General features: G+C 70.5%; 28 protein-coding genes, 1 tRNA gene and 1 pseudogene. 20 read left to right on the forward strand and 10 right to left on the reverse strand.

The annotated features are described in order from the left end of the window. Positions 1-121: 121 nt before the first annotated feature. The 12 genes from BN4251_RS12305 (at position 122) to BN4251_RS12360 (ending at position 11107) form a co-directional block, all read left to right on the forward strand. Positions 122-1201, forward strand: a complete 1080-nt coding sequence (locus tag BN4251_RS12305; RefSeq protein ID WP_087485373.1) for an ArdC-like ssDNA-binding domain-containing protein — start codon at positions 122-124, stop codon at positions 1199-1201. Next, complete coding sequence (locus BN4251_RS12310; RefSeq protein ID WP_087485374.1) at positions 1201-2127, forward strand: bifunctional DNA primase/polymerase; 927 nt, start codon at positions 1201-1203, stop codon at positions 2125-2127. Before BN4251_RS12305 ends, BN4251_RS12310 begins: the two co-directional genes overlap by 1 nt. Continuing rightward, positions 2124-2939 carry a DUF2637 domain-containing protein gene (locus tag BN4251_RS12315; RefSeq protein ID WP_170931955.1) on the forward strand — a complete coding sequence of 272 codons (816 nt, stop codon included), beginning with the start codon at positions 2124-2126 and terminating at the stop codon, positions 2937-2939. Before BN4251_RS12310 ends, BN4251_RS12315 begins: the two co-directional genes overlap by 4 nt. Beyond that, positions 2936-3346 (forward strand): hypothetical protein, encoded by a 411-nt coding sequence (locus tag BN4251_RS12320; RefSeq protein ID WP_140398433.1) that lies wholly within the window; start codon positions 2936-2938, stop codon positions 3344-3346. The genes BN4251_RS12315 and BN4251_RS12320 overlap by 4 nt, the downstream gene beginning before the upstream one ends. A gap of 100 nt (positions 3347-3446) precedes the next feature. Then, positions 3447-4328 carry a hypothetical protein gene (locus tag BN4251_RS12325; RefSeq protein WP_087485377.1) on the forward strand — a complete coding sequence of 294 codons (882 nt, stop codon included), beginning with the start codon at positions 3447-3449 and terminating at the stop codon, positions 4326-4328. Then, complete coding sequence (locus tag BN4251_RS12330) at positions 4325-5335, forward strand: ParB N-terminal domain-containing protein (protein WP_087485378.1); 1011 nt, start codon at positions 4325-4327, stop codon at positions 5333-5335. The genes BN4251_RS12325 and BN4251_RS12330 overlap by 4 nt, the downstream gene beginning before the upstream one ends. Positions 5336-5409: 74 nt before the next feature. After that, positions 5410-6084: a hypothetical protein gene (locus BN4251_RS12335; RefSeq protein WP_087485379.1), complete on the forward strand. Its 675-nt coding sequence runs from the start codon at positions 5410-5412 to the stop codon at positions 6082-6084. A 19-nt stretch (positions 6085-6103) separates the two neighbouring features. After that, the gene (locus BN4251_RS12340) at positions 6104-7744 is read left to right on the forward strand and encodes a M23 family metallopeptidase (RefSeq protein ID WP_087485380.1); all 1641 of its coding nucleotides are present in this window, start codon (positions 6104-6106) and stop codon (positions 7742-7744) included. Further along, positions 7744-8010, forward strand: a complete 267-nt coding sequence (locus BN4251_RS12345; protein WP_087485381.1) for a DUF6112 family protein — start codon at positions 7744-7746, stop codon at positions 8008-8010. Before BN4251_RS12340 ends, BN4251_RS12345 begins: the two co-directional genes overlap by 1 nt. A 139-nt stretch (positions 8011-8149) precedes the next feature. Continuing rightward, positions 8150-8419 (forward strand): DUF6112 family protein, encoded by a 270-nt coding sequence (locus tag BN4251_RS12350; RefSeq protein ID WP_087486369.1) that lies wholly within the window; start codon positions 8150-8152, stop codon positions 8417-8419. Positions 8420-8453: 34 nt separating this feature from the next. Beyond that, the gene (locus BN4251_RS12355; RefSeq protein ID WP_245810338.1) at positions 8454-9689 is read left to right on the forward strand and encodes a conjugal transfer protein TrbL; all 1236 of its coding nucleotides are present in this window, start codon (positions 8454-8456) and stop codon (positions 9687-9689) included. Continuing rightward, positions 9638-11107, forward strand: coding sequence for an SCO6880 family protein (locus BN4251_RS12360; RefSeq protein ID WP_087485382.1), 1470 nt, complete (start codon positions 9638-9640; stop codon positions 11105-11107). Before BN4251_RS12355 ends, BN4251_RS12360 begins: the two co-directional genes overlap by 52 nt. Positions 11108-11114: 7 nt before the next feature. Here BN4251_RS12360 and BN4251_RS12365 read toward each other — a convergent pair whose 3' ends face one another. Further along, positions 11115-12176, reverse strand: coding sequence for a CHAT domain-containing protein (locus tag BN4251_RS12365; protein ID WP_087485383.1), 1062 nt, complete (start codon positions 12174-12176; stop codon positions 11115-11117). 153 nt (positions 12177-12329) lie between these two features. On the opposite strand from BN4251_RS12365, the gene BN4251_RS12370 reads away from it, so the two are divergent. From BN4251_RS12370 to BN4251_RS18995, 8 genes and pseudogenes are all read left to right on the forward strand, one after another. Then, entirely contained in the window at positions 12330-13115 is a 786-nt protein-coding gene (locus tag BN4251_RS12370) for a hypothetical protein (RefSeq protein ID WP_087485384.1), read from the forward strand. Beyond that, positions 13112-14593 (forward strand): TraC family protein, encoded by a 1482-nt coding sequence (locus BN4251_RS12375; protein WP_087485385.1) that lies wholly within the window; start codon positions 13112-13114, stop codon positions 14591-14593. Before BN4251_RS12370 ends, BN4251_RS12375 begins: the two co-directional genes overlap by 4 nt. A 33-nt stretch (positions 14594-14626) precedes the next feature. Then, entirely contained in the window at positions 14627-15172 is a 546-nt protein-coding gene (locus BN4251_RS12380) for a hypothetical protein (RefSeq protein ID WP_170931956.1), read from the forward strand. A 29-nt stretch (positions 15173-15201) separates the two neighbouring features. Beyond that, positions 15202-16953: a type IV secretory system conjugative DNA transfer family protein gene (locus BN4251_RS12385; RefSeq protein WP_087486370.1), complete on the forward strand. Its 1752-nt coding sequence runs from the start codon at positions 15202-15204 to the stop codon at positions 16951-16953. A gap of 93 nt (positions 16954-17046) precedes the next feature. Beyond that, entirely contained in the window at positions 17047-17526 is a 480-nt protein-coding gene (locus BN4251_RS12390; RefSeq protein ID WP_087485387.1) for a single-stranded DNA-binding protein, read from the forward strand. 15 nt (positions 17527-17541) lie between these two features. After that, complete coding sequence (locus BN4251_RS12395; protein WP_087485388.1) at positions 17542-18147, forward strand: hypothetical protein; 606 nt, start codon at positions 17542-17544, stop codon at positions 18145-18147. Positions 18148-18153: 6 nt separating this feature from the next. Then, a complete protein-coding gene (locus BN4251_RS12400) occupies positions 18154-18354 on the forward strand; it encodes a hypothetical protein (RefSeq protein WP_087485389.1) in 201 nt (66 codons plus the stop codon). A gap of 165 nt (positions 18355-18519) precedes the next feature. Next, positions 18520-19599: pseudogene (locus BN4251_RS18995) on the forward strand (recombinase family protein); the annotation flags it as partial. Between the two features lie 589 nt (positions 19600-20188). On the opposite strand, the gene BN4251_RS12420 reads toward BN4251_RS18995, so the two are convergent. The 9 genes from BN4251_RS12420 to obgE all read right to left on the reverse strand — a co-directional run bounded on the left by BN4251_RS12420 (position 20189) and on the right by obgE (position 26802). Then, a tRNA-Ala gene (locus BN4251_RS12420) sits at positions 20189-20261 on the reverse strand. A gap of 34 nt (positions 20262-20295) precedes the next feature. Then, positions 20296-20916: a histidine phosphatase family protein gene (locus BN4251_RS12425; protein WP_342744526.1), complete on the reverse strand. Its 621-nt coding sequence runs from the start codon at positions 20914-20916 to the stop codon at positions 20296-20298. A gap of 26 nt (positions 20917-20942) precedes the next feature. After that, complete coding sequence (rsfS, locus tag BN4251_RS12430) at positions 20943-21320, reverse strand: ribosome silencing factor (RefSeq protein WP_087485393.1); 378 nt, start codon at positions 21318-21320, stop codon at positions 20943-20945. Next, on the reverse strand, positions 21317-21886 hold the full coding sequence (locus BN4251_RS12435) for a hypothetical protein (protein WP_087485394.1): 570 nt from the start codon (positions 21884-21886) through the stop codon (positions 21317-21319). The genes rsfS and BN4251_RS12435 overlap by 4 nt, the downstream gene beginning before the upstream one ends. Then, positions 21883-22488 carry a nicotinate-nucleotide adenylyltransferase gene (nadD, locus tag BN4251_RS12440; protein ID WP_087485395.1) on the reverse strand — a complete coding sequence of 202 codons (606 nt, stop codon included), beginning with the start codon at positions 22486-22488 and terminating at the stop codon, positions 21883-21885. Before nadD ends, BN4251_RS12435 begins: the two co-directional genes overlap by 4 nt. A gap of 4 nt (positions 22489-22492) precedes the next feature. Further along, positions 22493-22675, reverse strand: a complete 183-nt coding sequence (locus BN4251_RS12445; protein WP_087485396.1) for a hypothetical protein — start codon at positions 22673-22675, stop codon at positions 22493-22495. A gap of 88 nt (positions 22676-22763) precedes the next feature. Further along, positions 22764-24068: a glutamate-5-semialdehyde dehydrogenase gene (locus BN4251_RS12450; protein ID WP_087485397.1), complete on the reverse strand. Its 1305-nt coding sequence runs from the start codon at positions 24066-24068 to the stop codon at positions 22764-22766. Between the two features lie 59 nt (positions 24069-24127). Next, complete coding sequence (proB, locus tag BN4251_RS12455) at positions 24128-25273, reverse strand: glutamate 5-kinase (protein ID WP_087485398.1); 1146 nt, start codon at positions 25271-25273, stop codon at positions 24128-24130. After that, a complete protein-coding gene (obgE, locus tag BN4251_RS12460) occupies positions 25270-26802 on the reverse strand; it encodes a GTPase ObgE (RefSeq protein WP_087485399.1) in 1533 nt (510 codons plus the stop codon). Before obgE ends, proB begins: the two co-directional genes overlap by 4 nt. Positions 26803-26869: the final 67 nt, after the last annotated feature.

Genomic DNA, 26869 nt, shown 5'->3' on the forward strand with positions numbered 1-26869 from the left:
CCAACCTACCGATCCCGTAGTTCGCTGACCGTCTCGACTCGCCGGATGTGCCTGGCTCACCTCGCAGGTACAGGGCCAGCCACCGCCCCTGGTGGCTGGCCCGCCGGGAGGAGGCCGGACGATGGCGACGAGGCAAGAGGAGGCCCGCCAGGCGCGGGAGGCGAAGCTCGACGAGCTCCACGACAAGCTCACCGGTGCCGTCGAGCGGCTCGTCACCGGTGACGACTGGGCCGACGCGCTCCGGTTCGCGGCCAGGTTCCGGTCGCGGTCGTTCAACAACGTCCTGCTGATCTGGGAGCAGCATCAGGCCGCGTTCGAACAGGGCCGGGTACCGGAGCCGTTCCCGACCTATGTCGCCGGGTACAAGCAGTGGCAACAGCTCGGCCGACAGGTCGGCAAAGGCCAGGCCGGATACCAGACCCTCGCCCCGGTCACCGGAAGATTCGCGTCGGCGAACCCCTCTGATCCGGCGTCGTGGCGGCGCCTGAATCGGGGTGAGAAGCCGAAGCCGGGCGAGGTCGTGCGCTCGAAGATGGTCGGGGTACGCCCGGCCTACGTCTGGGATGTCTCCCAGACCACCGGCGACCCGCTCCCGAAGAAGCCGGAGCCGCGGCTGCTGACCGGGGAGGCGCCGGAAGGACTGCGCGAGGGGCTAGCGGAGCGGATCGAGGCGGAGGGGTTCGAGCTGCTGTGGGTGCCGCACGAGGGCATGATCGGCGGCGCGAACGGGCTGACGAACTTCGAGACCCGCCAGGTCGCGGTGCGGGAGAACATGCCCGATGCCGCGCAGGTGAAGACCGAGGGCCATGAGCTCGCCCACGTGCTGATGCACGGCCCCGACCAGGAGGAGGCCCGCCAGCATCGCGGGATCGGCGAGGTCGAAGCCGAGTCCGTGGCGCTGATGATCGGCGCCGCTCACGGGATAGACACCAGCGAGTACACGATCCCGTACGTGGCCGGGTGGGCGGCGTCCGTGGATGGGAAGAACCTGGTCGAGGTGGTGCAGGCCGCCGGGGAGCGTATCCGCAAGACCGCGATCGACATCCTCGATGGGTTCGACACGGTCCAGGTGAGCGACGGCACCCCGCCCGGCCTCGACCGCGACACACAGCGTCGGCCGCAGGAGCGTCGCCAAGATCGGGCGGCACCCGCTACGGAGCCTGAGGAGCTGCGACCCGAGCGAGCGGGGCGGGGGCTGTGATGGCTGCCCGTGATCTGTCGGCGCTCTTCCTCGACATCACTGAGCAGCCGCTCCCGAGTGCGGCCCGCGGGCTTGCGGTGTCGGGGGTGCCGGTGTTCCCGGTCGCGCCGCGCGCCAAGGTGCCGCTGATCCGCAACGGCCGCGGCTTCCGGGATGCCACAACCGATCTGGGTCAGGTCGAGGCGTGGTGGCGGCGCTTCCCACACGCGAACATCGGCATCCCCACCGGCGCTGCCTCCGGCCTGGTCGTGGTGGATGTGGACGTGCACGGCACGAACGGCTACGACGCCCTGAACCGCGCCGACCAGGCCGGCCTGGTCGCCGGGTGGAAGTTTCTGGTGCGCTCGCCCACGGGCGGCCTGCACCTCTACTACCCAGCCGCCGACGAGATGGAGCAGCGGTCGTGGCAGGCCGGGAATGCGGGGATCGACTTCCGCGGCGACGGCGGCTACATCGTCGCCCCACCCTCGCTGCGCGTGATCGACGGCGCGACCGTTCCCTACCGGATCACCGAGGTCGGCACCGACCCCGCACACCCGCTGGACGCGGGCCGGCTGCGGCGTTTTCTCGAACCGCCCCGTCCGCCGCGCCGATTCCCGCCCCGGCTGCGCGGGCAGGGGCGGACCGATCCGCAGAAGCTCGCGAACTGGCTGGGCGGAGAGCGCACCGACCGGAACCGAAAGCTGTTCTGGGCCTCCTGCGTGCTCGCCGAGGAAGGCGTGCCGTATCGGGATGCGCTGGACGCGATGCTCACGGTCGAGCAGCCCGACTTCGGGTCACGGGAGATCACCCGCACCGTCACCTCCGGCTACAAGCGCATCGACGGCACCCCAGCTCCGGCAGGTGAGACGAGGGCGTCCCACCCCGTTCCGGCGCGTGACGCGGCCCCGGAGCAGCGGCTGGCGCCGGCGAGGGGGCTGGGATGAAACGGCGGCGCGGGTGGGCGGTGGTCACGGCCGCGTCGGGCACTGTGCTCATCGGCGCGGGCGCGTTCTGGTTGAGCTTCACGGCGCTGGCCGACCTCGCCGTGCGTTCCGGGATCGGGGGCGGGCAGGCGTGGATCTGGCCGCTGCTGGTCGATGGGTTGATCGTGGTCGCGACCGTCGCCGTGGTCGCGCTTGATGGGCGCCGGGCGGCCTGGTATCCGTGGGCGCTGCTGATCGCGGGTGCGCTGATGTCGGTAACCGCGAACACCGCTCACGCCCTGGTCACCGCCGAGGCGTCCGTGCCGGGCCTGCTCGCCGCGACCGTCGCCGCCGTCCCGCCACTGGTGCTGCTGGCCTCCACGCATCTGACGGTCGTGCTCATCCGTTCCACCCGCACCACGACCACACCGCCGCAGACGGAGGCGCCGCTGCCGGCTGTGCCGGCGGCCGGCGCCGCGCCCGAGATCCCAGCCCCGCGCAAGGCGCCGGCGCCCGACGATCCCTCACCGCAGCACGAGGACGAGGACGAGGACGAAGTAGAGCCGTCCGCGCCCGTGACGCACGAGCCCCACGAGCCGGCTCCGCCGGTGGCTGGTTCTGGTCGGCGGGAGCGGGCGGCGCGGCTGCGGGAGGCGGGCTGGTCGAACAAGCAGATCGCCCGCGAACTCGATGTCCACCCCTCGACCGTGGGGCGGTGGCTTCCCCAACCACCCCAGCCCCAGCCCGAGGCCGAGGGGTCTGAGTCTTCTGAGTCGTCCGGCCCGCGGGAGGCCGGCACCCCACCTGAACAAGCCGAGGAGGAACCGTCATGAACACCGAACAGCACCCGCACGACCAGCAGTCACCCGAACCGCCGCCACCATCCGAGGCAGCAGGACCGGAGCGGCCTGACCCGTCGGCCGGGATGGCGCCGGAAGCGATCCAGGCCGCCGACGTCGACCGCGAGAAGCAGCCCGCGGAGGGCGTGGACGTGGAGAAGCCGACGCGCGGGGTGGACTGGGTGCGCGCCTCCGACCTGCTCTCCCGTGGCAGCGGCTCTCTGTCGCGGAGCGGCATCGACCTGGATGCCAAGCTCGCTCGTGGGACCCGGCACGGCATCGCGGTCAGCGCCAAGTATGTCGGTCGGCAGATCGCCGCGGGCGCGAGGCGGCTGCCGCCGGTCTCGGCGTTCGGGCGCGAGGAGCCCGCGCCCGAGGCGCCGGGTCTGGGCAGGAAGTGACCCAGGGGTGAGCCGTCATGTCTACGATCCGACGTTCTTTCCCTAACCGACCCGCTGTTCGTGGGAGTCGGTGTGCACCTGCCTGTCAGGAGGTGCCGAGATGATCCCGCACACGACAACTGCCGCCGGCCCGGGCGGCGAGGACTACACGACTGGCGAGGGCCTGCGCGCTCTGCTGGCCCGGCTGCACGCGGACGGGCCGGGCGCGTGGCGCACCGATCCGACCGCCGCGAATCTCATGCAGTACGCGGCCGAGAAGTATGCGGCTCTGGCGCGTAAGCACGGTCTTGATCCGTGGGAGGCGGCGGCTGCCGCGTTCGTTGTGATGCGCACTCGTTCCGCGCGCGAGGCCGATGACCCGTGGGGCGTGGTCACGCACGCGGTGCGGATCACCTGTATCGCCGAGGAACGTGCCCAGGGGCTGCTGTGCTCGACGCATCAGGCGCGCCGTCCGCACTACTCGGTCTTCCACGACGCTGAACGCCTCTCCGACCGCGAGAACCCGCTGGATGACTACCATCCCGCGTTCCACATCACCGACCCCCACCCCGACGACGACACCGGCGAGAACGGGGGCGAGCGGGAGGTGGTGGAGCCGGCGGGGGTGGTCACGTCGGCGTCTGGTGCGGTGGAGGACGCGATCGCGTTCGTCACCGTCCTCGGGTGGCCGGCCCAAACGGCCCGCGCCGCGGTTGAGCATGTCTGCCACGCGCTCGCCCGTGCGGGGTCGCGGCAGTCTGCGTTCGAGGTGTTGCGCCGCGACCGGCACTCCCGCGCCCTGCTCGATCTGCCCGGTTCCTCGTGGACGGCGCTGCTGCGGGCACTGCTCGGCAACCCCGCTCCCGGTGTCGCCGCGACCTCGGCGGGGCGGGGCATCCTGCTGCGCCTGCTGATCGGTGAGACGCTACCGGTGTTGCTGCACGACGACGACCTCGTGCTCACCGTGTCGCTGGCGGCACCCAGGAATGGAGGCCGGCGATGAGTATCGAGCTGGAACGGGCCGTGTCCTCGATCAGGATCGGGAACCGGCACCGCACCGACCTGGGCGACATCGACGCTCTGGCCGCGTCGATCGCCCGCGACGGTCTGCTCCAGCCCCCGACGATCACCCCGGACGGGGTGCTCGTGTGCGGCAGGCGCCGGCTCGCCGCGATCCAGCAGCTCGGCTGGCGGGTGGTGAACGTGTGGGTGCGGCAAGGGATCTCGGACCGGCTCGGGCATCTTCTTGCGGAGCAGGACGACAACCTGTTGCACAAGGACCTCACCCCACTGGAAGCAGCCTCCCTCTACCGAGAGCTCAAAGAGCTGTTGGCCGAGGACGCGGCCCGCCGGCAGGAAGCATCCCGGTTCAGCAGCGACCACCAACCGTCCGAGAACGGCGAGGGTGGGGAGGACGGTGGCGGAAAATTTCCGGCACCGTCACCGACTGCGGGTGAGGCCAGGCAGCAGGCGGCGGCGATGATCCCGGGAGCGGCGTCGTATCGGACGTTGGACAAGATCGAGGCGATCCAGCAGGCCGCCGACCGTGACGACCTCCCCGACGACACCCGAGCCCAGGTCGCTGATGCGTTGGCGCGGATCGAGTCGGGAGCGCCGGTGCATCCGATCTTCGAGGAGGTCCGCGCCCTCATCGACGATCCCGCCCGGAGCCGGGATGCGGAGCTGGACCGGCTCGCGCAGGAGGCGGTCGCCCGCGCCAAGAACCGGCCCCGCCGCACGAAGAACCCTGCTGCTCCCGCGCCGGCGGGGCTCACGGTGTGGACGGCCCGCTCGTTCGTCGTGATCTGGGGCGAACTGACCGATTGGTGGACGCATTACGACCCGGCCGTGCTCGCCGGCGAGCTCAGCGAGGAGCAGATTGAGATGTTCCTGACGATCGCCGATGGCACCGCCCGCTTCGCCACCGCCCTCCGTGCCGCACGCAACCGCAACACCGACAACGACAACGATGGTGAGGAGGGTGGCGTGCGGCATCTGCGAGCCCTCTGACCCTCCTTCGGTTCGCCGCCCCGGGCCCCGTGTGGGTGCTGGGGCGGATGTGCGTCGGGGCGCACCTGGTGGGCATGAACCCGACAGATGCTTCTCGTTCCCGACGCCGACTGGTCGTCATGATCTCTGCCGCTGTTGTCGTGCTGCTGTTGGTCGGCGTCGGTGTCTACGGCCTGGTCTCCGGCCCCCGCACCACCAGCAGCGACCCGCCGCCTGCGCGTCCGTCACCGACCGCACCGGGCACGACGGACCGCGCGCCGGGTGAGCTGGCACCGATCCCCGAGACCGACGACCCCGAGGAGTTCGCCCGGCTGGTGGCCGAGGCGCTGTTCGAGTGGGACACGACCACCGGGTTGATGCCGCCGGACCACACCAGCGTGCTCCTGGCCGTAGCGGACCCTTCCGGGATCGAGCAGGCGGGCCTGGCATCGGATGTCGCCGGCTACCTCCCGACCCGCGACACCTGGGTCGAGCTGCGCAAATACTCCACCACCCAGCACCTAGAGATCACGGACGTGTTCGTGCCCGAAGCGTGGGCGGAGGCCGAAGCTCAGGCGCAGCCGGGGCAACTGGCGCCGGGGACCACCGCGTACACGGTCGAGGGCATCCGCCACCGGCAGGGCATCTGGAACGACAAACCGACGTCGAGCGCGCATGAGGTGGCGTTCACGATCTTCCTGACCTGCCCGCCCGACGGCGACCCCTGCTATCTGCTGCGCCTGTCCGTCCTCGACCAGCCCCTGCGCTGAAACCCAGGGGGACGCTCTGATGCTGCGCAAAGCGATCGCGGGGCTCGCCGCCCTCGTCCTGCTCGGCCCGATGATCGTGCTCGTCTCGGTCGGGCTGCTCGTCAATCCTTCGGCCGCCTCTTGCGCAGCTCCTGGCGGCAGCGTGCAGGTCGGCGACATCCCGGATGAGCTGACCTCCACCACCCGCAACGGGGAACACATGGTCCTCGGACGAACCGAGCTCACCCACGCCGCCACGATCATCGAGACCGGTTCAACCACTGAGGGGGTCGGCCGGGACGGGATCATCATCGCGCTGATGGCGGCGCTGACGGAGTCTCGGATGCGGATGCTCGCCAACACCTCCGCGTATCCGGAGAGCGGCGACTACCCGCACGACGGCAACGGCTCAGATCACGACTCCCTCGGCCTGTTTCAGATGCGGCCCGCCTCCGGGTGGGGCACCGTCGCCGAGCTCATGGACCCCGACTACCAGGCCGCCGCGTTCTTCGGTGGCCCGGGCGGACCCAACGCCGGCTCACCCAGGGGGCTGCTGGACATTCCCGGGTGGGAGCAGATGAGCAAGGGCGAAGCCGCCCAAGCCGTCGAAGTATCGGCGTACCCGGACCGCTACGACAACTACGAGCCCGTCGCCGAAGACATCCTCACCGCCCTCACCGGAAGCGGCGATCCCGGCCCCACCCGTGCCCCGGTCCTGGTGAGCGCGGATCCGGTGGAGTCCTCGCGGGTGGTGTTCCCGCTGCCGGAGGGCACCTGGGTGCCGACGAGCCCGTTCGGGCCGAGGGTGCATCCGATCACCGGGGAGCAGTCCTTCCACACCGGCTCGGACTTCTCGGCCCCGGACGGCACCCCGATCTTCGCCGCCGCGGACGGCATCGTGACGGTCGCGGAGTTCTCCGGCGGTTACGGGGGCCTCGTCGTCATCGAGCACCGCATCGACGGGAAGACCCTTGCGACCGCGTACGCGCACTCTTGGGAGCACGGCATCCACGTCGCCCCGGGTGACACGGTGCGGGCCGGGCAGCACATCGCCGACGTCGGCAGCTCGGGGATGTCGACGGGGCCGCATCTGCATTTCGAGGTCCGCGACGGCGGCACCGACGGCGAGTACATCGACCCCGCGAAATGGCTCAACGACCACGACGCCGCCGACCTCGACGAGTCCGACGTCACCCCACCCGGGCAGGACGACTGCGACAGCGAGCAGGGCACGGCGGGTGATCCGTCGCCGGTGGAGGGCGACCCGGACGAGCTGGTGGACGACCCCACCAGCGGCGGGCAGATCACGGTGCGGATGCGCAGCGTCTACGAACAGACCCTCGCCGCGTTCCCGGAGTCGACGTGGGCGTGCTACTCGCCCCGGCCGGGATCGAAATCGGAGCATCCGATCGGGCGGGCGTGTGATGTGGTGTTCGGGAACGCGATCGGCCAGTACCCGACCCCGGCCCAGCTCGAGTACGGGTGGCAGGTCACCAACTGGCTCCAAGAGGACGCCGAGATCCTCGGCGTCGAGTACCTGATCTGGCAAGGGAAGATCTGGTCCCTCGCCCGGGCCGATGAGGGCTGGCGCGACTACAGCGGCGGCGGGATGCACGACCCCTCAGATGTGACCGGCGGGCACTTCGACCACCTCCATATCACGGTCCGGGAGGGGGTGTGATGGAGGTGTTCCCGGATTTCGAGGGGCTGTCGGGGATCGAGGATCTGCGGGAGGTCGCCGGCGCGCTGTTGATGTTCGTGCTGATCGTGGCGGTGCTGATGCTCATCGTCTCAGGCGTCTGCTGGGCGATCGGCTCCAGCAACGGCAACTACCAGCTCGCCGCCCGCGGCCGGGCCGGGGTGTTCGTGTCCTTCGCCGGCGCGATCCTCGCCGGCGCCGGCGTCGCGTGGCTGAACTGGCTCATCACCATCGGCAACCAGCTCTAACCCCGCTGCGGTCGTCGTCTGTCTTCTCTGGCCCGTCCTCTGGTGCTTCGGCACCTCGGGGCGGGCCTTTCGTGTGCCCGGGGGTCCGGGGGTGCACCTGGCGGTCGGAACTGTCTCTCGTCTCGTGAAAGGGCACATCGTGATCGACATCGACCCCAACTCCAGCGGCCTGCCGGGCATCGAGCAGCTGCGCACCATCGTCGGCGCCGTGATGACCGTCGGCCTGATCCTGTCCGTGCTCGCGCTGATCATCTCCGCGATCATCTGGGCTTACGGCTCCAACTCCTCGAACCCGCACCTGGCCGGGCGGGGAAAGACGGGGCTGCTCATCTCCTGCGGCGCGGCCGTGATCTGCGGCGCCGCCGTCGCACTGGTGAACTTCGGCTGGACCGTCGGCCAGCAGGTCTGACCCCCTCTTCTGCGTGTGAAAGGAGGGGTGCGCCGTGAGCGTGTGCGACATCCCCGTCATCTCCACCGTGTGCGACGCGGTCGGTGAGGGCACCGCGTCCCTGATCGCCGCCCCGTTCGACTGGCTCGCCTCCTCGATGGCCGGGGCCGCGGCCTGGCTGATGGAGACGATGTGGACCGTCTTCGACACCACCACTCTGGTCGACCTGACCCAGGACGGGTTCATCTCGGTCTACAACATCGTCTTCGGGATCGCCCTGTTCATCATCGCGATCTTCTTCTTCCTCCAACTGATCACCGGGATGATCCAGCGCGACCCCGGCGCCCTCTCCCGCGCCGCGCTCGGGGCCGGCAAATCGATCCTCGGCAGCTTCATGGTCATCACGCTGACCACGGTCCTGCTGGAGATCGTCGACCAGCTGTGCATCGGCCTCATCCAGGCCGCCGGGGAGACCACCGAATCGATGGGCAACCAGCTCCTCCTCCTCGCTGGCGCCCTGTCCGGGCTGAACATCGCCGCACCCGGCGTCGGCGCGATCGTCTCGATCTTCCTCGCCGGCCTGATGATCGCCGCCATCGCCATCGTCTGGTTCAGCCTGCTGATCCGCAAGGCGCTGATCCTCGTCACCGTGGTCCTCGCCCCGCTCGCCTTGTCGGGGGCGTCGTGGGATGTCACGAAGGGGTGGATCGGGAAATGGGCGACCTTCCTGATCGCCCTGATCGTCTCCAAGCTCGTCCTGGTCGTGGTGTTCCTGGTCGCGATCACGCAGGTCGCGACCCCCATCGACACCGGCCTGACCGCGGTGACCGAGCCGATCGCCGGGATCGTGCTGATGGGGATCGCCGCGTTCGCCCCCTACATGGTCTACCGGCTCATCTCGTTCGTGGGCTTCGACCTCTACAACTCGATGGGCGCTGAGCAAGACGCAAAGAACGCCATGAACCGCCCCCTCCCGATCCCCACCAGGGCCGGCGGTGAGGGCCCGAAGAAGATCCTCGACAGCCCTGATGGCGGGGGCGGACGTGACGCTGTCTCTTATACACCTCCGACACTGCCGACGCGCAGAACACCGGCAACACCACCCCCAACGGCAGCAGCGGCGACGGCGGCCCGGGCGGCGGCGGTACGCCGCCGGCTCCGTCGGCACCGGTGCCCAACCCCCCGACCGAGCCGTCCGCCCCAGCAGACCCCGGCCCGGCCGGTGGGAAGGAGTAGGCGATGCCCCGCACCGACGACACCACACCGAGCGCCGGCGAGCTGGTGCCGGTGAAGTTCTCCCGCCTCACCCGACGCGGCCTCATCCTGGGCCTGTCGCTGTCGCAGATGATCGCCCTCGGCATCGGCGGCGCGTCCCTGATCGGGGCGCTCTATGCCGGCGGCGGCATCCTCATCGCCTACTCCGCCCCCATCTGGGCGGCCGCGATCGCCCTGACCTGGGTGAAGGCCGGCGGTCGGGCGCTGGTCGAGTGGATACCCGTGTGCGCCTGGTGGGCCTGGCGCACCACCGGCGGACAACTGCTGTATCGGCGCCGGATCGTGACCCCCAGGCCCGAGGGTACGCTCGCGCTGCCGGGTGACATGGCCAGGCTGCGCGAGTACACCGATCCCGAGACGGGGGCCGGGATGATCCACGACCCGACCGCGAACACGCTGACGGTGGTGGTGTCGGTGACGCATCCGGCGTTCGTGCTGCTGGACCCGTCCGAGCAGCACCGCCGCGTCACCGCCTGGGGCCGTGTGCTGGCGACGATCTGCCGCTCCGGCCGGGTCGCCACCCTCCAAGTCCTGGAACGGACATTGCCGGATTCGGGGCAGGGGCTCGCCGAATGGTGGGCCGAGCACGGCACCCACGACACCTCCTGGGCTTCGACCACCTATGCAGAGTTGATCGACCGGGCCGGGCCTGCCGGGGAACGGCACGCCATGACGCTGTCGCTGTCTCTGGATATGAAGGCGGCGGGCCGGCAGATCCGGACCGCCGGCGGCGGCATCAAGGGCGCGGCGAACGTGCTCCGCCAGGAAATGACCACCCTCGTCTCCGCGCTCCGCGCCGCCGACCTCACCCCGTCCGGGTGGCTGACCCCCGGGGAGCTGGCGGTGATGCTGCGCACCGCTTACGACCCCGCGATCGGGCCGACCCTGGAACGCCACGGCCAGCTCGGGCAGGACCTCGCCACCGCCGGGCCGGTCGCGGTCGCCGAGACGTGGGAGCGCCTGCGCACCGACTCGGGCTACCACGCCGTGCTGTGGATCAGCGAATGGCCGAGGGCGATGGTGTATCCCGGGTTCCTCGCCCCGGTGACCTTGTCGACGGGGATACAGCGGTCGATCTCGCTGCTGTGCACCCCGCTCAGGACTGACCAGGCCGTGCGCGACATCCGCAAGAAGAAGGTGGAGTACATCAGCGACCGCGCCCAGCGAGCGAAGATCGGCCAGATCCAGGACGCCTCCCAGACCGCCGAGTACGAGGACGTGCTTCGCCAGGAGGCCGACCTGACCGCCGGGCACGGGGTGCTGCGCTACACCGGCCTCATCGCCGTCACCGCCCCGACCGTCGAGGAGCTCGACACGGCGGTCGCGGCGATCGAGCAGGCCGCTATCCAGGCCTCCTGCGAAACCCGGCGCCTGGTCGGGCAGCAGGCCGCCGCGTTCACCGCCGCCGCCCTGCCCATCGCCCGCCGTATCTGAGATGTGGTCAGTCGGTGGGCTTGACCAGGATCGTGGCGCCGGGGTCGACGTCGGGAGCTACGGCGAGGGTCGGGAGCTCGGCACCGTCGAGGCCGGCCATCTCCAACGCGGCCTGTCCGGACAGATGCGCCGAGCGCACGGACTGCCCGTTCGCAATGGAGGCGTAGAACTGGGCGGCATAGTTGATGGCGTCCCCGTCGTCGATGCTGTCGGCCATGCCGATGGCGAACGGGACGACGTCCGCGACGAGTTGATCGATCTGTGCGGCAGATTTGCAGGCGTTGAGCAGCACGAGCAGCGGCGGGTCGTCGGTGGCGGCGATGGCGCGTGAGAACGCGCGCGCCGTGACGACGTGCCCGTCGTGCGGTGCGTCGGTGTCGTGTTCGAAGACGATGAGGTCTTCGTTGCTGTGTCCGGAGAAGTGCACGACGTGCGGACGGAACTTGGTGATGCCACCCAGCAGGTCGCTCGCGGTCGCGGCAGGGCGGACATCGAGTTCGATCAGGTCTCGGTGCAGCGCGGACTCGACCGCGGATCGGATGCGCTTCTGCTCTCGTCCGACGCGTAGATCGCCTTCGGAGGACGCGCCGAGCAACAGCACCCGCAGCTTCTCGGGCTTGGGTGCCCGCAGTTCCCGGAGGGCTTCGCCGACAGCATGTTCCGTGCGGTCGAAGCGCGCTTCGGTTGCCGCGCGTTCGGCGGCTGCCCGCCGGTCAGCGGCGGTCTGCTCTCGCTTGCGCTTGCGTTCCGCCGCGTCGGCCTCGGAGCGCTCTGCCCGGGCGAGCTTGGTCTGGAGGTCTGCTTCCTGCTTCCGGTAGCCGGAGGCCTTGTCCGCCCACTTGTTCGCTTCGCTTCCGGCGGACGCGGCCTCCTTGTCGCGCTGGGCGGCCCGGCTCAACTTCGATTTCTGTGTCGACGCGCTCTTGGTCTTCGTCGCCTCCTGACGCGCCTTGTCCGCCTCGGCACGCTTCTTTGACTCCTTGTTCCGGTACTCACCGGCCTTCTTTTCCGCGTCGACGCGCTGCTTGCGCTTGCGCTCCAGCTCCCCGCGGTACTGCTGTGATCCCAACTCGGCTCCTCTCGATTCACCTGCGTGGCAACGCTATCCGGCACCACGGACACCGCAGAGCCGTGCGCACCTGGGGAACACAGCGCCCCGACCCCATCTCACCTCCGCCGGGGTCGGGGCGCTGCCGCGCCCGCCGAAACCTGAGGAGCTGTCATGCCGACTTTCACCGATCCGCTCGCCGATGCCCGCGAAGCCGCTGAGGCATTGCGTGGGCTCGCGCACGCCACGATCAACATCGAAGACCCGCGCGCCATGTATGAGGTCATCGGGAACCTGCTGGCCAGCACCCGGTACCTGGCCCAGGTCACCGATCAGCTCGCCCAGAACCTTCACCGCAGTGCGGCACGGGCGACGACCGATCACGGCGATTCGCTCGCCGCACGAACTCTCCTCGGTGACACGATCGACGCGCTGCGCACCGCGTCCGCCCGCATGGATCAAGCCGAAGTCTCCCTCGACCAGGCATCCGGGAAGGCGGGGCAGATCGCGTGGAAGCCCGACGATCCGCAGCACCGGTGGGTCAGCATCGTGTTCCTCCAAGGCGAGGACGCGGACCCGGTGATGGAGATCATCGACCGGCGGGGCACGGACGCCGCGATCGCCCACCTCGCCGGCTGGGACTACGGCGAGGAGACGGTCAGCGATGCGATGGAGAACGGGTACTTCTACGACACCGCCCCGCACAGCGCCGCCGACCGGCTCGCCACCTCCGGCGACTACGCCCTCACCTACAGCCCCGACCTGGGCTACGTCGGGCTCTCCCGCCGCATCGACGCCCCCAACCCCGACGCGCCCGCCTCCGGCACCACCACACTGCCTGTACCGGAGCCTGAGCCGCGACGGGAGCGGCATCGCCGACCGGCACGGCCGGAAGCGTCGTCGTGGTTCCGGCCGGACGCGATCGATGAGGTCGCCGAGAACCGGGGGCTGTTCCGGTGAGCGGCGACCGCGAGAAGCTGCACTCCGCCGTCCTCGTCGCCCCCGCGAAAGAGCGGCGCCGGCTGCGCCAGCAGCGCCGAGCCGCCGCCGCGGAGCTCGTCGCCGAACAGCGCACCCGCGAGCGGGCCGAGACCCAAGCGAAGCGGGAGCGCGAGCGGGCCGAACGGCGGGCGACCCGGTATCTGCCCACCGCCGGCGAGCCCGGTCCCGCCACCCTGCGCACGCCGGGCCGGTTTCGCCTCCCGAAACATCAGGACACCAGCGCGATGCTCGCCGGGGCGTATCCGTTTCTCGCCGAAGGCGGCCTCGGCTCCCAAGGCGTGTTCATCGGCCAAGACCTCTACTCCGGCGGCAGCTTTGTCTACGACCCCTGGGTGCTGTATGCGAACGGGGTCATCACCGCCCCGAACATCGTGGTCGCCGGCATCGTAGGCTCCGGCAAGTCGAGCCTCGCGAAGAGCCTCTACACCCGCTCGCTCGGGTTCGGGCGCCGCGTCTACATCCCCGGTGACCCCAAAGGCGAACACACCGCCGTGGCGGAAGCCGTCGGCGGGCGGGCGATCAAGCTCGGCCACGGCCTGCCCTCCCGCCTGAACCCCCTCGATGAGGGATACCGACCCGCCGGGATGAGCGACGAACAATGGACAGCCACCGTCGTCTCCCGGCGACGCGACCTGATCGGGGCGCTCACGGAGACCGTGCTGGCGCGACCCATGTCGCCGTTGGAGCACACCGCGATCGACACCGCCCTGGCCGCGACCATGCGGGCTAACTCGGTGCCGATCCTGCCCATGATCGTCGACCACCTCCTCGACCCCGACGGCGATCCCGACGGCAGGCTCCGAGAGGACGGGCGGATCGTCGGGCACGCCCTGCGTCGCCTGGTCGCCGGTGACCTGGCCGGGCTGTTCGACGGCCCCTCGACGGAGGTGTTCGATCCGTCGCTGCCGATGATCTCCCTCGACCTGTCCCAGGTCACCGAGAACTCCACCCTCATCAGCGCGCTCATGACCTGCTCGTCGGCGTGGCTGGAAGCCGCCCTCCTCGACCCCGCCGGCGGGCAACGCTGGTGCATCTACGACGAAGCCTGGCGACTCATGTCCCAACGCGCCCTGCTGAAGCGGATGGACGCGCACTGGCGGCTCGCCAGGGCGTACGGGATCGCGAACGCGATGATCTTCCACAAAGTCTCCGACCTCGACAACGTCGGCGACCAAGGCTCAGCCATGCGCGGCCTCGCCAACAGCCTGCTCGCGAACGCGGAGACGCGGATCATCTACCGGCAAGAATCCGACCAGCTCGGCCCCACCTCCACGGCGCTCGGGCTGACCGGCACCGAACAGGCCCTGCTGCCCACCCTCGGGGTCGGGCAAGGGCTGTGGAAGATCAAGGGCTCGTCCTACGTCGTCCAACACCAGCTACACCCCGCCGAAAACCGACTCTTCGACACAAGCTCGCGAGCAGCAGCGCGCAGCTAGGAACACCAGGAGGTGCGGGTGCACCTGGCGGGCATGAGACACGCACACACCCCTGCCGATTCGACCAGTCCCGCACCGGTGTCGGTGCCGCATCTCGTGCTCGACGTGCACGATGACGGCACCATGTCCGCGACCCTCGACCACCACCCGGTCGCTGCGCCGGAGGATGTGGGGGCGTGGCGACGGGCGATGTTCGCACAGATCATCGATCACGTCACCGGCGACCGGGCGATCCCGGTGCGCGTCACCGTGCACGAGGTCGACGGCAGCACCTTCACCGACATCCTCCCCGCCGCCAAACGCCCCGCTCTGAAGCGCGACACGGACTCGGAGCCGGAGCCGGTGAGGAAGCCCGGCAGGCGTCGTCGCGGGGCAGATTCCATCGAGATCGACGGCGGTGACGGGTTTATCTCCGGCGAAGACATCGCCGTCGCGGTCATCGTCGCCCACACCGACGCGACCCCCGATGGGCGGGCCCGCGCCCTCCTCGACCCCCAGGTCGTCACCGCAGCGAAGGCGGCGGAGGTGGTGCTGGTCGGGCGCGTCTCGGGCACGATCGCCGTCCGGGGCCTGCCGTGACCGGCGCGCAGGGCCGCCCCGGCCAGCCGATGGGTGATGAGCTCACCAACCTCCTGCTCATCGCGATCGGAGGGCTGCTCGGGGTCGCCTTCGTGCTCCGCGCCGCGGGCAGTGTCGCCGCGTTCGTCACCGGCACACCTCAGCCGACCGCCGGGGCGACCGGCGGGGTCGCGGTGTTCTTCCACCCGGCCGATCCGGGCGGGCAGCTCGGCGCCACCGGCCTGAACCCGGTCGTCTACTGGATCACCGCCGCCTTCATGCTCACCATCCTGACCGTGTCGGGGTTCTGGGCCTGGACCATGATCCACCGGTTGACTCGGCAGACCGCCGCCGATCCGCACCGGCAGGAAGGCACTGCCACCGGTCACGAGGTCGCCAAGGCCGCGTCGGCGAAGGCGCTCATGCGGCGGGCCGGCACCCTGCGCCCCAGCTTGGAGAACCTCGAGCCGGGCGATGTCGGGTATCGGCTCGGGATCGCGCATCGGCACGAGGTGTGGGCGAGCGTGGAGGACTCGATCCTGTTGATTGGGCCGCCCCGTTCCGGCAAGGGCCTGCACCTGATCATCCCGGCGATCCTCGACGCGCCCGGCGCCGTCGTCACCACGAGCACCCGGCCGGATAACGTCACCGCCTGCCTCCGCGCAAGAAGGCGTATTGGCCCGGTGGCGGTGTTCGACCCCCAGCGTCTCGCCCAGGGCCTGCCGGCGGGGATGCGGTGGTCACCGATCCGGGGCTGCGAGTCTCCGCAGGCCGCGATGATCCGCGCCGCGGGCCTGGCGTCTGCCACCGGCTTGTCCGCGGGCGGGGTCGAAGGCGGCGACTTCTGGGAGGGCAAGACGAAAGCCGCGCTGCAGGCGCTGCTGCACGCTGCCGCCCTCGACGGCCGATCACCGTCTGAGCTGTTCCGGTGGACTCTCGACCCCACCAGCGCGGCGGATGCGGTCGCGATCCTCACCAACCACCCGCAGGCCGCGACCGGGTGGGCGGACTCGCTCGCGTCGATGATCGATGCCGATCCGCGCACAAGGGATTCGATCTGGCAGGGCGTCAGCCTCTCTCTCGCGGCGCTGGCTGATCCGCGGGTGCTCGATGCGGTCTCACCCGGTGAGGGTGAGGAGTTCGATCCCGAGGCGTTCATCCGTGAGCGCGGCACCCTGTTCCTCCTTGCCACCGGCGCCGGCGCCGGGAACAGCGCGGCACTCGTGGCTGCGCTGGTCGAGGACGTGGTGGAGACGGCCCGTCGCATGGCCGCCCGCTCGACGGGTGCCCGTTTGGACCCGCCGCTGCTGTTGTGTCTGGATGAGATCGGGAACCTGGCACCTCTTCCCAGCCTTCCGACGTTGATGGCCGAAGGCGGGGGCACCGGCATCACCACCCTCGCGGTGCTCCAGTCTCTCGCGCAGGCGCGGGACAAGTGGAACGAGCACCAGGCCGGCGCGATCTGGGATGCGTCCATCGTGAAGATCATCCTCGGCGGCGCCTCCAACAGCCGCGACCTCCAGGACCTCTCCACACTGATCGGGGAACGCGACGAGCTCACCGACACCACCACCGTCGGTGACCACGGCTCCCGCTCCAACCAGCGCAGCGTGCGGCGGGTCGCGATCCTGCCGCCCGATCACATCCGGCGCCTGCCGTTCGGCACCGCGGTGACCCTGCTGCGGTCGGCACCGCCAATCATCACCGACCTGCGGGCGTGGCCCGCCCGCCCCGATGGCAAACAGATCCAGTCGGATCGAGCCGAGGTCGAACGGCTCCTGCGCGGCGCCCACCGCGAGTAGACGACGCGGGCGTACCGGGGTGGTCGAGTGCACCTGCCTGCCACGAGCAGCCCCGACGACGAGCGGGCGGCATGAGCAGAGCAGGAGCACACGATGAGCGAGCAGCAGCCAGACGTCGACCCGGAGATCGGTCAGGCCTTCTACGGGTTCGTCGCCTCCGAACCGCAGCTGACCTGGCACGACGGCAAGCCGCGCCTGTACTTCAAGGCCGGGCAGGAGCATTACGAGTACGGCCCGGACGGGTCGCGCACCAAGCTGCCGACCACCTTCCACGATGTCGTCGCGTTCCGCGGCGCCGCGAAGAGTGGTGGCGAGATGCTGTCGAAGCAGGACTGGTTTCTTGCGCACGGCCGTCTCGAAACCAGCACGAACCCGAACACCGGGGTGGAGAGCAAGGAGTTCATCGCCAACCGGTTCGGTCCCGACGCCGCCCGGATGAACATCGAGATCGGCACCCCGCGCCGACTGTCGCAGATGGAGTCCCCGAACCGGCAGCAGCCGCAGCGGCAGGGCGGGTTCGAGCCGCCCGAGCAGGAACAGCCCGCCCGCGAGCAGCCCGCACGGGCCCTGTGAACGGAGGCGGACGCGATGAACGACACCACCACCCCGCCCGACCTCCCCGAACCGGAAGAGTGGGAGGACGAGGACCTCGGTCCGACAGGCCCCGACGATGATGTGCCGGGGCCGCCGCGGCCGGTGAACTGGAACCTGCTGCTCGCGCACGACCTGGAGCAGGAATGGCTCGCCCTGAACCGTTGGGTCGAGTGGGTCAGGCGAGAGTACGCGCTGCCCGCATCGGTGATCCCGCCGTTGTGGCACCGGCATCCGGCGCTGAAGTGGGAGCTGTCCGCGCTGCACCTGCACTGGCTGGCCGCGTACGACCCAGAACAGGACGCCTCGGCCGCGATCGGGTGGCACCGCGACTTCGCCGCCGCCCGGCAGCGGCTGCGCGACTGGGTCGCCGCCTCCGGCACCCGCCTGCATCGCGACCGCCCCGACCGGCAGACCGCCTGGCCCGGCGAGCCCCCGGCACCGCCGGTCGAAGACATCCCGATCACGAACCGGCGCGAGGACTTCGTGGCCTTCGTGATCGAACAGGTCGCCCGCCGCAAAGCCGCCGAGGACGCCTTCTTCGCCCGCCTCGACGACGCCGACATCGACCCCGACATGGGTGCCGATTCCGAAGGCGGGTGATCGGTGATGGTGCGGAACTATCAGCGCAAGACTCAACGCCCATCATCGGACCGGCGGCTGCGGGTCACGTTCACGAGGCGGGAGCAGATCGACACTGGGAAGATCGCCGAAGTCCTCATCCGCGTCGCCCTGCGCGAGGCCGGCACCGGCAGCCCGGTCGGCCAGGCCGGAGACCAGCTCCGGGCGCTGCTGGCCAGCGAACGGTAGAATCCCTGTTGTACGTCCATCCAGGGCGCTACCGGCTAACCCATCTGTTGCCCGAGCCCGTCGCGGTTCGGCAGGCCTTCCCATCTGTGTCGTGACCGCCAGTCGGCGCCCGCACCCAACCCCATCGCTGGGTGCTGGGTGAGAGCCCGAAAGGCAGTCACGACCATGACGCTCATCGACCTCCCCGCAGGCCTCGACCTAAGCGCCCTGCGCACCCTCGCCTCCGGCCCGAAACCCGCCTACGAGCAGGTTCTTCCTGATGGGAAGGTGCCTGCGATCTCGTACTTGCGGGTCTCCACCAAGGACCAGGCCACCCGCAACGGGCTCGAAGAAGGTCTCTCCATCCCCGCGCAGCGCGACGCCGCGCAGCGGAAGGCCGACCAGCTCGGCGCGGTCATCGTCGCGGAGTTCATCGAGCCCGGCGAGTCCGGGAAAACCGCGCGTCGCAAAGCGCTCCAGGAGATGCTGAACTACCTCGCCGAGCACCCCGTCCGGTACTGCATCATCAACAAGGTCGACCGCATCGCTCGCAACCGGCTCGATGACGCGATCATCCACGCCACCCTCCGCCAGGCCGGGGTCACGCTCGTGTCCGTCATGGAGAACATCGACGAGACCCCGTCCGGCATGCTCATGCACGGCATCATGGCCTCCATCGCCGAGTTCTACTCCCTGAACCTCGCCCAGGAGGTCACCAAGGGGCTCGTGCAGAAAGCGACGATCGGCGGCACCCCGCACAAGGCGCCCATCGGCTACCTCAACATCCGCACAGTGGATGCGAACGGGCGCGAAGTCCGCGAGGTGCGGCTCGATCCCGACCGGGCCGAGCTGATCCGGTTCGCGTTCACCGCTTACGCCACCGGGGACTGGTCGCTGTCGAGGCTCGCCAGGGAGCTGGAGACCCGCGGCCTCACCACGAGGCCGACGCCGTCGTTCCCGGCGAAGCCGGTCACCACGACCGCGCTGCACAAGATCCTCACCAACCCCTACTACCAGGGCATTGTCACCTTCCGCGACGTCACCTACCCCGGCACGCACGATGCGCTCGTGACGCCGGAGACGTTCGAGCAGGTGCAGACGATCCTCCAGCAGAACCACGTCGTCGGCGACAAGCCGCAGAAGTACGACCACTACCTCAAAGGCTCGATCTACTGCGGCTGCGGGAAGAAGCTCATGTTCGAGAGGCCTCGCAACCACCAGGGCGTCGCCTACGACTACTTCACCTGCACCGGCCGCCGGTTCAAGCGCAACGACTGCCAGCGCACCGCCATCCTCACCCACCGCGTGGAACAGGCGATCGAGACCGGCTACCAGGACATCTCCATCAGCCCCGGCGAGGCAGCACAGGTTCAGGGCGTGCTCGGGCCGGTGTTCGACACCCTCTCCGAATCCACGAGCGACGAGAAGAAGCTGCTGACCGGGCAGAAGGCCAAGCTCGAAGCCGAACAGGTCAAGCTCCTCCAAGCCCACTACGCCGACGCGATCCCCATCGACCTGCTCAAGACCGAGCAAGACCGCATCCGCGCCAGCCTCCAAGCGATCACGGGTCGGCTCGACACCTTGGAGACGACCTACGACAAGGCCAAGGTCGGGCTTGACGCGATCCTCGGCCTCCTCACCGACATCGGCGACGTCTACGCGAAGGCAGAACCCTCAGAGCGGCGGATGCTCAACCGGGCCCTGTTCGACCGCATCGTCATCGATGACGAGGACCAGGCCACCCTCGAACCAGCCGAGGCCATCCAGACGATCCTGGCGACCAGCCCCAGGCCACACAACGAAAGAACCTTGCCCCGCGATGATGCGGGGCAAGGTTCGAACGTTCAACTTTACGTGGAGCTAAGGGGATTCGAACCCCTGACCTCTTCCATGCCATGGAAGCGCGCTACCAACTGCGCCATAGCCCCGTATCGGGTGCCGCCCGCAGGCGACTCATCGATATTACCCCGGGTTCCGATCCCCGGGGAAATCGGGAGGCAGGTTGTGTGACACCAACCTCATCAGCCCGTCCGCGGGCTCCGAGTGGAGGGGTTCGAGCACGGAGCGATGGCAGTTCTCCAGCCCGGCGATGCCGCGGAAGCCGTTGGCGTCCAGGCCGAGCAGGGTGGTGATGCCGAGCGTGATCGCCGCACCGTGGGCGACCACCATCACGGTGCCGCCGTCGTGCGCCGCGACCAGGGCACGGCAGGCCGCCGCTACCCGCTCCCCCACCTCGGGGCGGTCCTCGACGCCGAGGCCGAGCACCGGGCGGTGCGCGCGCCAGTCGGCGTGCTCCTCGGGCCAGCGGCGATGGATCTCCTCGCCCGTGAGCCCCTCCCAGCGGCCGAAGCTGCGCTCGAGGAAGGCGCCATCGGTGCGGACCTCGAGCCCCGTGCCGCGGGAGAGGAGGCGAGCGGTCTCCCGCGCGCGCTGAAGCGGCGAGGCGACCAGGAGGTCCGGCGGGTCCGCGCTCACCAGCGCGGCCAGGCTCTCCGCCTGGCGGATGCCGGCTTCGTTCAGCGGGATGTCCACCTGCCCCTGGAGGCGGCCCTGTCGGTTGTACTCCGTCTGACCGTGGCGCACCAGGATCAGACGGGTGCGCGCGGCCCTCACTCCGCGGCGGCCCGGTCGATGTGCAGATCGATCACGGGGGCGTCGCGCCAGAGCCGCTCGAGCGCGTAGAAGGCGCGGTCCTCGGCGTGCTGGACGTGCACGACGATGTCGCCGTAGTCCAGCAGGACCCAGCGCGCGTCCCGCTCGCCCTCACGGCGCAGCGGCTTGCGGCGACGCTCCTTGAGCAGCGCCTCCTCGACGCCGTCGACGATCGCGGAGACCTGACGCTCGGACTCCCCGCTGCACACGAGGAAGACGTCGGTGATCACCACCAGCTCGGAGACATCGAGGCCGATGACCTCCTGTGCCAGCTTGTCCGTGGCGGCCTGTGCGGCCACCCGGGAGAGGTCGAGGGATTCTTCAGGGGCGCTCACGCGGCAGCTTCCTCCAGGACGGGATGGGAATGGTCGACGAACAGTTCGGTCAGGGCGAGATCGGCGGCGGAGGCCGTGCCGGGGCCGATCACGCCGGTGAGCAGCAGGGCGACCAGCACGACCAGCGCGATCGCGACGAGCGCCCACACCAGCCACAGCAGCGCTCGGCCGCCGGACCGCTCGGGGCGGTGCAGCACCTTGCCGTCGAAGCGGGGCGCGGGCTTGGGCTCGGGGGCCTCGGTCACCGAGAGCTCGCCGAGCTCCACCCCGTCGTGGTCGTGGGTCAGGGTGCTCACGGCCGCCGCCTCGGCGGCGGGCACGGCGGAGCCGCCGCTCGGCGCCGGCTCCTCGCTGAGCTCGATGATGCGGGCGCGACGGCCGAACTTGCGCAGCGCAGGGCGCTGGGCGTCAGCCGTCGGCGGGGCCACGGCACCGCGCACCCCGGGCACCGCCTGCTGCTCGCGCGTGGACTCCATGGCGGCGCGTGCTTCCAGGGCGGCGCTCTCCTCGGGGCTCAGCTCACGGGCGCGGCGTCCGCGCCGCGGAGTGGTCTGGGGCTCGGTCATCGGCCGTCACCTCCTGTGTAGAGGGCGTACTTGTTGATGTATTGGACGACGCCGTCGGGCACCAGGTACCAGACGGGCGCGCCGGCCGCGACCCGGGTGCGGCAGTCGGTGGAGCTGATCGCCATCGCGGGGACCTCGATGAGGGTGACGCCGTCATCCGGCAGTCCCGAGGTGTCGAGCTCGTGCCCGGGCCGGGTGACCCCGACGAAGTGGGCGAGCTCGAAGATCTCCTCGGTGTCCTTCCAGGTGAGGATGTTCTGCAAAGCATCCGCGCCGGTGATGAAGAACAGGTCCGCCTCGGGCTGGTCCCGGTGCAGGTCACGCAGCGTGTCGATCGTGTAGGTGGCGCCCGGCCGGTCGATGTCCACCCGGGAGACGGTGAAGACGGGGTTGGCCGCCGTGGCAACCACCGTCATCAGGTACCGGTGCTCCGGATCGGAGATCTCCCGGTCCTCCTTCTGCCAGGGCCGACCGGTGGGGACGAAGACGACCTCGTCGAGACCGAAGACGCTCTGGACCTCGCTGGCGGCGACGAGGTGGCCGTGATGGATCGGATCGAACGTCCCGCCCATCACGCCGATCCGGCGTCGCTGCAGCTCCACGAGGTCAGTGATCGGAGCCGGAGTCGTTCTTCTTGTCCAGGCTGCGGTGGTGCTTCCCGCCGGTGAGCCAGGTCAGGCCCAGCAGGGACATCAGGATGAGGAACATACCGATGCCGATAGCGGGCGCAGGGATCCCCTCGCTGGCGAGGGCGCCGGACTCGGCGAGGATCACGAGCTGCTCAGTCATCTTCTTCAGGGCCTTTCCACGGGTGACCGTGCCATCATCCCACAGCGGCCTGCGGTCTCATGCCCCGGCGCGCATGATGGGAGTGGGCTCACGGCCGCACCTGGCCCTGCCCCACCACCAGCCACTTGGTCGCGGTGATCTCCCGCAGGCCCATCGGGCCGCGGGCGTGGAGCTTCTGGGTGGAGATCCCGATCTCCGCGCCGAAGCCGAACTCGCCGCCGTCGGAGAAGCGGGTGGAGGCGTTGGCCATCACCACCGCCGAGTCGACCTCGGTGAGGAAGCGGTGCTGGCTGGTGGAGTCGCGGGTGAGGATCGACTCGGTGTGCCCGGTGGAGTGCGCGCGGATGTGGGCGAGCGCCGCGTCGAGGTCGTCGACGATCTTCACGGCGAGCTCGAGGGCCAGGTACTCGGTCTCCCAGTCCTCCTCGCTCGCGGGGACCACCTGCGCCTCGGGCACCGTCTCGGCGAGGAGCGCGGCGGAGGGCTCGTCCGCGTGGAAGCGCACCCCGGCCTCGACCAGCGGTGCGGCCACGCGCGGCAGCGCCTCGGCGGCGATGTCGCGGTGGACCAGCAGGGTCTCCAGGGCGTTGCACACGCCGATCCGCTGGGTCTTGGCATTGGCGACGATCGCGGCGGCGTCCTCGAGATCGGCGGTGGCGTCGAGGAGGATGTGGGTCTTGCCGGTGCCGGTCTCGATCACCGGGACCAGCGAGTGCTCGACCACGCGGCGGATCAGTCCCGCTCCCCCGCGCGGGATCAGCACGTCGACCAGCCCGCGGGCCCGCATCAGCACGTCCACGCCCTCGCGCCCGTGCTCGTCGATCCCGACGATGAGGTCCTCGGGCAGATCGTGCTCGGCGAGCACCGAGCGCAGCACCGCGATCAGCGCGGTGTTCGAGTGCAGCGCGGCGGAGCCGCCGCGCAGCACCACCGCGCTGCCGGCCTTGAGGGCGAGGCCCGCGGCGTCGACGGTGACGTTCGGGCGCGCCTCGTAGACCATCCCGATCACGCCCATCGGCACGCGCACCTCGCGCAGCTCGAGCCCGTTGTCGAGCACGGAGCCGCGCACCACCTCGCCGACGGGATCGGGCAGGGCGGCCGCGTCCCGCAGCTGCTGGGCGATCGAGGCGACGCGCCGGGAGTCCAGGGCGAGCCGGTCGCGCAGACCGGCGGCCATGCCGGCGGCGTCGGCCGCCTCGAGATCCCGGGCGTTGGCGGCGACGATCTCCTCGGCGCGCTCCACGAGCGCGTCCGCCATCGCCGTCAGCACGCGGTCCTTGGTGCCGCGGTGGAGCCGGGCGAGGGCGGGCTGGGCGTCCCGCGCCGCGCGAGCGGCGTCGAGGACTGCGGCGGTCAGGGTGGGATCCTCGCTGGTGGGGGTCAGGTCGTCCATGGCCCGAGTCTACGAGCGCGGGCCGTGCAGGCCGAGGGGTGTCCGCTCCTCGCGACGGCTCAGAGGGTCACCAGCTGGTCGCGATGGATGGCGGGGCGGCGGAACCGCTCCCCCAGGTGCTCGCGCGCCTCGTCGGTGCCGCGGCCGGCCATGGCCCGCAGCTCGTCGCTGCTGAAGGAGGCGATGCCGCGGGCGATGATCGCGCCGTCCGGGGCGGCGACATCCACCGGGACGCCTGCCGGGAAGGTGCCGGTGACCGCGGTGATGCCGACGGCCAGCAGGGACCGGCGGCGGCTGCGGACCGCCTCGGCGGCCCCCTGGTCCAGGTGCAGGATGCCCGCGCCGCGGGTCGCGAAGCGCAGCCACACCAGCTGCGAGCGGCGGCGGCCGTGGTGGGCGGGGAAGAACGTGCCCACCTCCCCGCCCTCGAGCGCGGCGGCGAAGTTCTCGGGCGTGGTCATCAGCGCCGCGGTGCCGGTGGTGACGGCCAGCTGGGCGGCGGAGAGCTTGGTGACCATGCCGCCGGTGCCCACCTTCGAGCCCACCGAGCCGATGCTGACCCCGGCGAGGCGTGCCACGTCGTCGACCTGGCCGATGCGTCGGGCGCCGGGCTCGCGGGGCGGGGCGGTGTAGAGCGCGTCCACGTCGGTGAGCAGGATCAGCGCGTCGGCGCCCAGCAGCTGGGCGACCAGCGCGGCCAGGCGGTCGTTGTCCCCGAAGCGGATCTCGTGGGTGGCGGTGGTGTCGTTCTCGTTGACCACCGGCACGGCCTGGAGATCCAGCAGCGCCTCGAGCGCGCTGCGCACGTTGCGGTAGGTCTCGGGGCGGATCACGTCGGACTCGGTCAGCAGCACCTGCCCCGTGATCAGGCCGTGGGCGCCCAGGGCGCTCGACCAGGCGCCGGCCAGCAGCGCCTGTCCCACGCTCGCGGCGGCCTGCTGGAGCTCGACCGAGGAGGGCCGCTCGGCCAGTCCCAGCGGGCTCAGCGCCGCGGCGATCGCGCCCGAGGAGACGATCACCAGCTCGGTGCCGCGGCCGGCCAGATGGGCGGCGACGTCCGCGATCCCCCGGACGCGCTGCTCGTCGAGCTGTCCGTGCTCGTCGGTGAGGCTCGAGGAGCCGATCTTCACCACGATGCGCCGCGCCGCGCCGAGGGCCTCGCGCGAGGTGATCCGTCCGGGCTGGCGCAGCTCCGGTGTGCTCACCGGGCCTCGTCCTCGGAGGCGGGATCGGCCCAGTGCCCGGCCTTGCGCTCGGCCTCCATCGCGGCGATCCGGTCCATCCGCTGCTGGGTGCGCAGACGCTGGGTCTCCCGCTTCTCCTCGCGGGTGGGACGGCGATGGTCCTCGAAACGCTCATCGGTGCCGCGCCGGCCCAGCAGCTCGGCGCCGCCCACCATCGTCGGCTCCCAGTCGAAGACGACCGCGTCGGCGCCCGCCCCGATCAGCACGGTCGAGCCGGCCACCGCGCCGGCGGCGTACAGCCGGTCCTCCACACCGAGCTTGGCAAGGCGGTCGGCGAGGAATCCGACGGCCTCGTCGTTGGTGAAGTCGGTCTGCTGCACCCAGCGCTCGGGCTTGTCGCCGCGCACGCGGTAGGCGTTGTCGCCGTCGTACTGCTCGATGACCACCTCGAAGGCCTTCTCGTCGACCGCCTTGGGGGTCAGCACGATCGGGGCCGGCTCCGGAGCGGGCAGAGCGGCACGGGCCTGCTCGACCAGCTCGCCGAGGGTGAAGGAGAGCTCTCGCAGGCCCTTGCGGGAGATCGCGGAGACATCGAGGATCGGCACGCCGCGCTCCCCGAGGCGCTCGCGCACCATGTCGGCCATGTCGGCCCCGTCGGGCAGATCGGTCTTGTTGAGCACGATCACCGTGGGGCGCTCCATCAGCGGCACCCGCTCACCGGCCTCCTCGTCGAGCCCGGCCGCATAGCTCGCGAGCTCGTGCTCGATGGTCTCGAGGTCCTTGACCGGGTCCCGATCGGATTCGAGCGCGGCGGCGTCCAGCACATGCACCAGCACGTGGCAGCGCTCGATGTGGCGCAGGAAATCCAGACCCAGGCCCTTGCCCTGGCTCGCGCCGGGGATCAGTCCGGGCACGTCCGCGATGGTGTAGCGGTGCTCGCCCGCCTCAACCACCCCGAGGTTCGGCACCAGCGTGGTGAAGGGGTAGTCGGCGATCTTCGGCCGCGCGGCGCTCATCGCCGCGATCAGCGAGGACTTGCCGGCACTGGGGTATCCCACCAGGGCGACGTCCGCGACGGACTTCAGCTCGAGCACGAGGGTGCGCTCCTGCCCGGGCTCGCCGAGCAGAGCGAAGCCGGGGGCCTTGCGCCGGGCGTTGGCCAGCGCCGCGTTGCCGAGACCGCCGCTGCCGCCGCGGGCGGCGACGAAGCGGGTGCCGATGCCGATGAGGTCCGCGAGCACGGTGCCGTGCTCATCGGTGACCACGGTGCCGTCCGGGACGGAGAGCACGAGGTCCTCGCCGCGCGCCCCATGGCGCAGATCGCCCTTGCCGAAGCCGCCGCTGGTGGCCTTCTGGTGGGGCTTGTGGTGGTACTCGAGCAGCGTCGTGGTCGAGGCGTCGACCTCGAGGATCACGTCGCCGCCGCGGCCGCCGTCGGCGCCATCGGGCCCGGCCAGGGGCTTGAACTTCTCACGACGGATGGAGGCGGCGCCGTTCCCGCCCGATCCCCCGATGACCTGCAGGGTGACGCGGTCGACGAATGTGGCCATGGGTTCACTCCGATGATGGTGGGGAATGCGTCGAGGGGCGGAGCGTCAGGCTCCGCCCCTCGAAGGA

The sequence above is a fragment of the Brachybacterium massiliense genome (assembly GCF_900184245.1).
Lineage (GTDB): Bacteria > Actinomycetota > Actinomycetes > Actinomycetales > Dermabacteraceae > Brachybacterium > Brachybacterium massiliense.

Bases quoted from the DNA above. Each gene is read 5' to 3' on its own strand.
- BN4251_RS12305 (WP_087485373.1), top strand. From the start codon at position 122: ATGGCGACGAGGCAAGAGGAGGCCCGCCAGGCGCGGGAGGCGAAGCTC.
- BN4251_RS12310 (WP_087485374.1), top strand. From the start codon at position 1,201: ATGGCTGCCCGTGATCTGTCGGCGCTCTTCCTCGACATCACTGAGCAG.
- BN4251_RS12315 (WP_170931955.1), top strand. From the start codon at position 2,124: ATGAAACGGCGGCGCGGGTGGGCGGTGGTCACGGCCGCGTCGGGCACT.
- BN4251_RS12320 (WP_140398433.1), top strand. From the start codon at position 2,936: ATGAACACCGAACAGCACCCGCACGACCAGCAGTCACCCGAACCGCCG.
- BN4251_RS12325 (WP_087485377.1), top strand. From the start codon at position 3,447: ATGATCCCGCACACGACAACTGCCGCCGGCCCGGGCGGCGAGGACTAC.
- BN4251_RS12330 (WP_087485378.1), top strand. From the start codon at position 4,325: ATGAGTATCGAGCTGGAACGGGCCGTGTCCTCGATCAGGATCGGGAAC.
- BN4251_RS12335 (WP_087485379.1), top strand. From the start codon at position 5,410: ATGAACCCGACAGATGCTTCTCGTTCCCGACGCCGACTGGTCGTCATG.
- BN4251_RS12340 (WP_087485380.1), top strand. From the start codon at position 6,104: ATGCTGCGCAAAGCGATCGCGGGGCTCGCCGCCCTCGTCCTGCTCGGC.
- BN4251_RS12345 (WP_087485381.1), top strand. From the start codon at position 7,744: ATGGAGGTGTTCCCGGATTTCGAGGGGCTGTCGGGGATCGAGGATCTG.
- BN4251_RS12360 (WP_087485382.1), top strand. From the start codon at position 9,638: ATGCCCCGCACCGACGACACCACACCGAGCGCCGGCGAGCTGGTGCCG.
- BN4251_RS12370 (WP_087485384.1), top strand. From the start codon at position 12,330: ATGCCGACTTTCACCGATCCGCTCGCCGATGCCCGCGAAGCCGCTGAG.
- BN4251_RS12380 (WP_170931956.1), top strand. From the start codon at position 14,627: ATGAGACACGCACACACCCCTGCCGATTCGACCAGTCCCGCACCGGTG.
- BN4251_RS12385 (WP_087486370.1), top strand. From the start codon at position 15,202: ATGGGTGATGAGCTCACCAACCTCCTGCTCATCGCGATCGGAGGGCTG.
- BN4251_RS12390 (WP_087485387.1), top strand. From the start codon at position 17,047: ATGAGCGAGCAGCAGCCAGACGTCGACCCGGAGATCGGTCAGGCCTTC.
- BN4251_RS12395 (WP_087485388.1), top strand. From the start codon at position 17,542: ATGAACGACACCACCACCCCGCCCGACCTCCCCGAACCGGAAGAGTGG.
- BN4251_RS12400 (WP_087485389.1), top strand. From the start codon at position 18,154: ATGGTGCGGAACTATCAGCGCAAGACTCAACGCCCATCATCGGACCGG.
- BN4251_RS12435 (WP_087485394.1), bottom strand. From the start codon at position 21,886: ATGACCGAGCCCCAGACCACTCCGCGGCGCGGACGCCGCGCCCGTGAG.
- BN4251_RS12445 (WP_087485396.1), bottom strand. From the start codon at position 22,675: ATGACTGAGCAGCTCGTGATCCTCGCCGAGTCCGGCGCCCTCGCCAGC.
- BN4251_RS12450 (WP_087485397.1), bottom strand. From the start codon at position 24,068: ATGGACGACCTGACCCCCACCAGCGAGGATCCCACCCTGACCGCCGCA.
- obgE (WP_087485399.1), bottom strand. From the start codon at position 26,802: ATGGCCACATTCGTCGACCGCGTCACCCTGCAGGTCATCGGGGGATCG.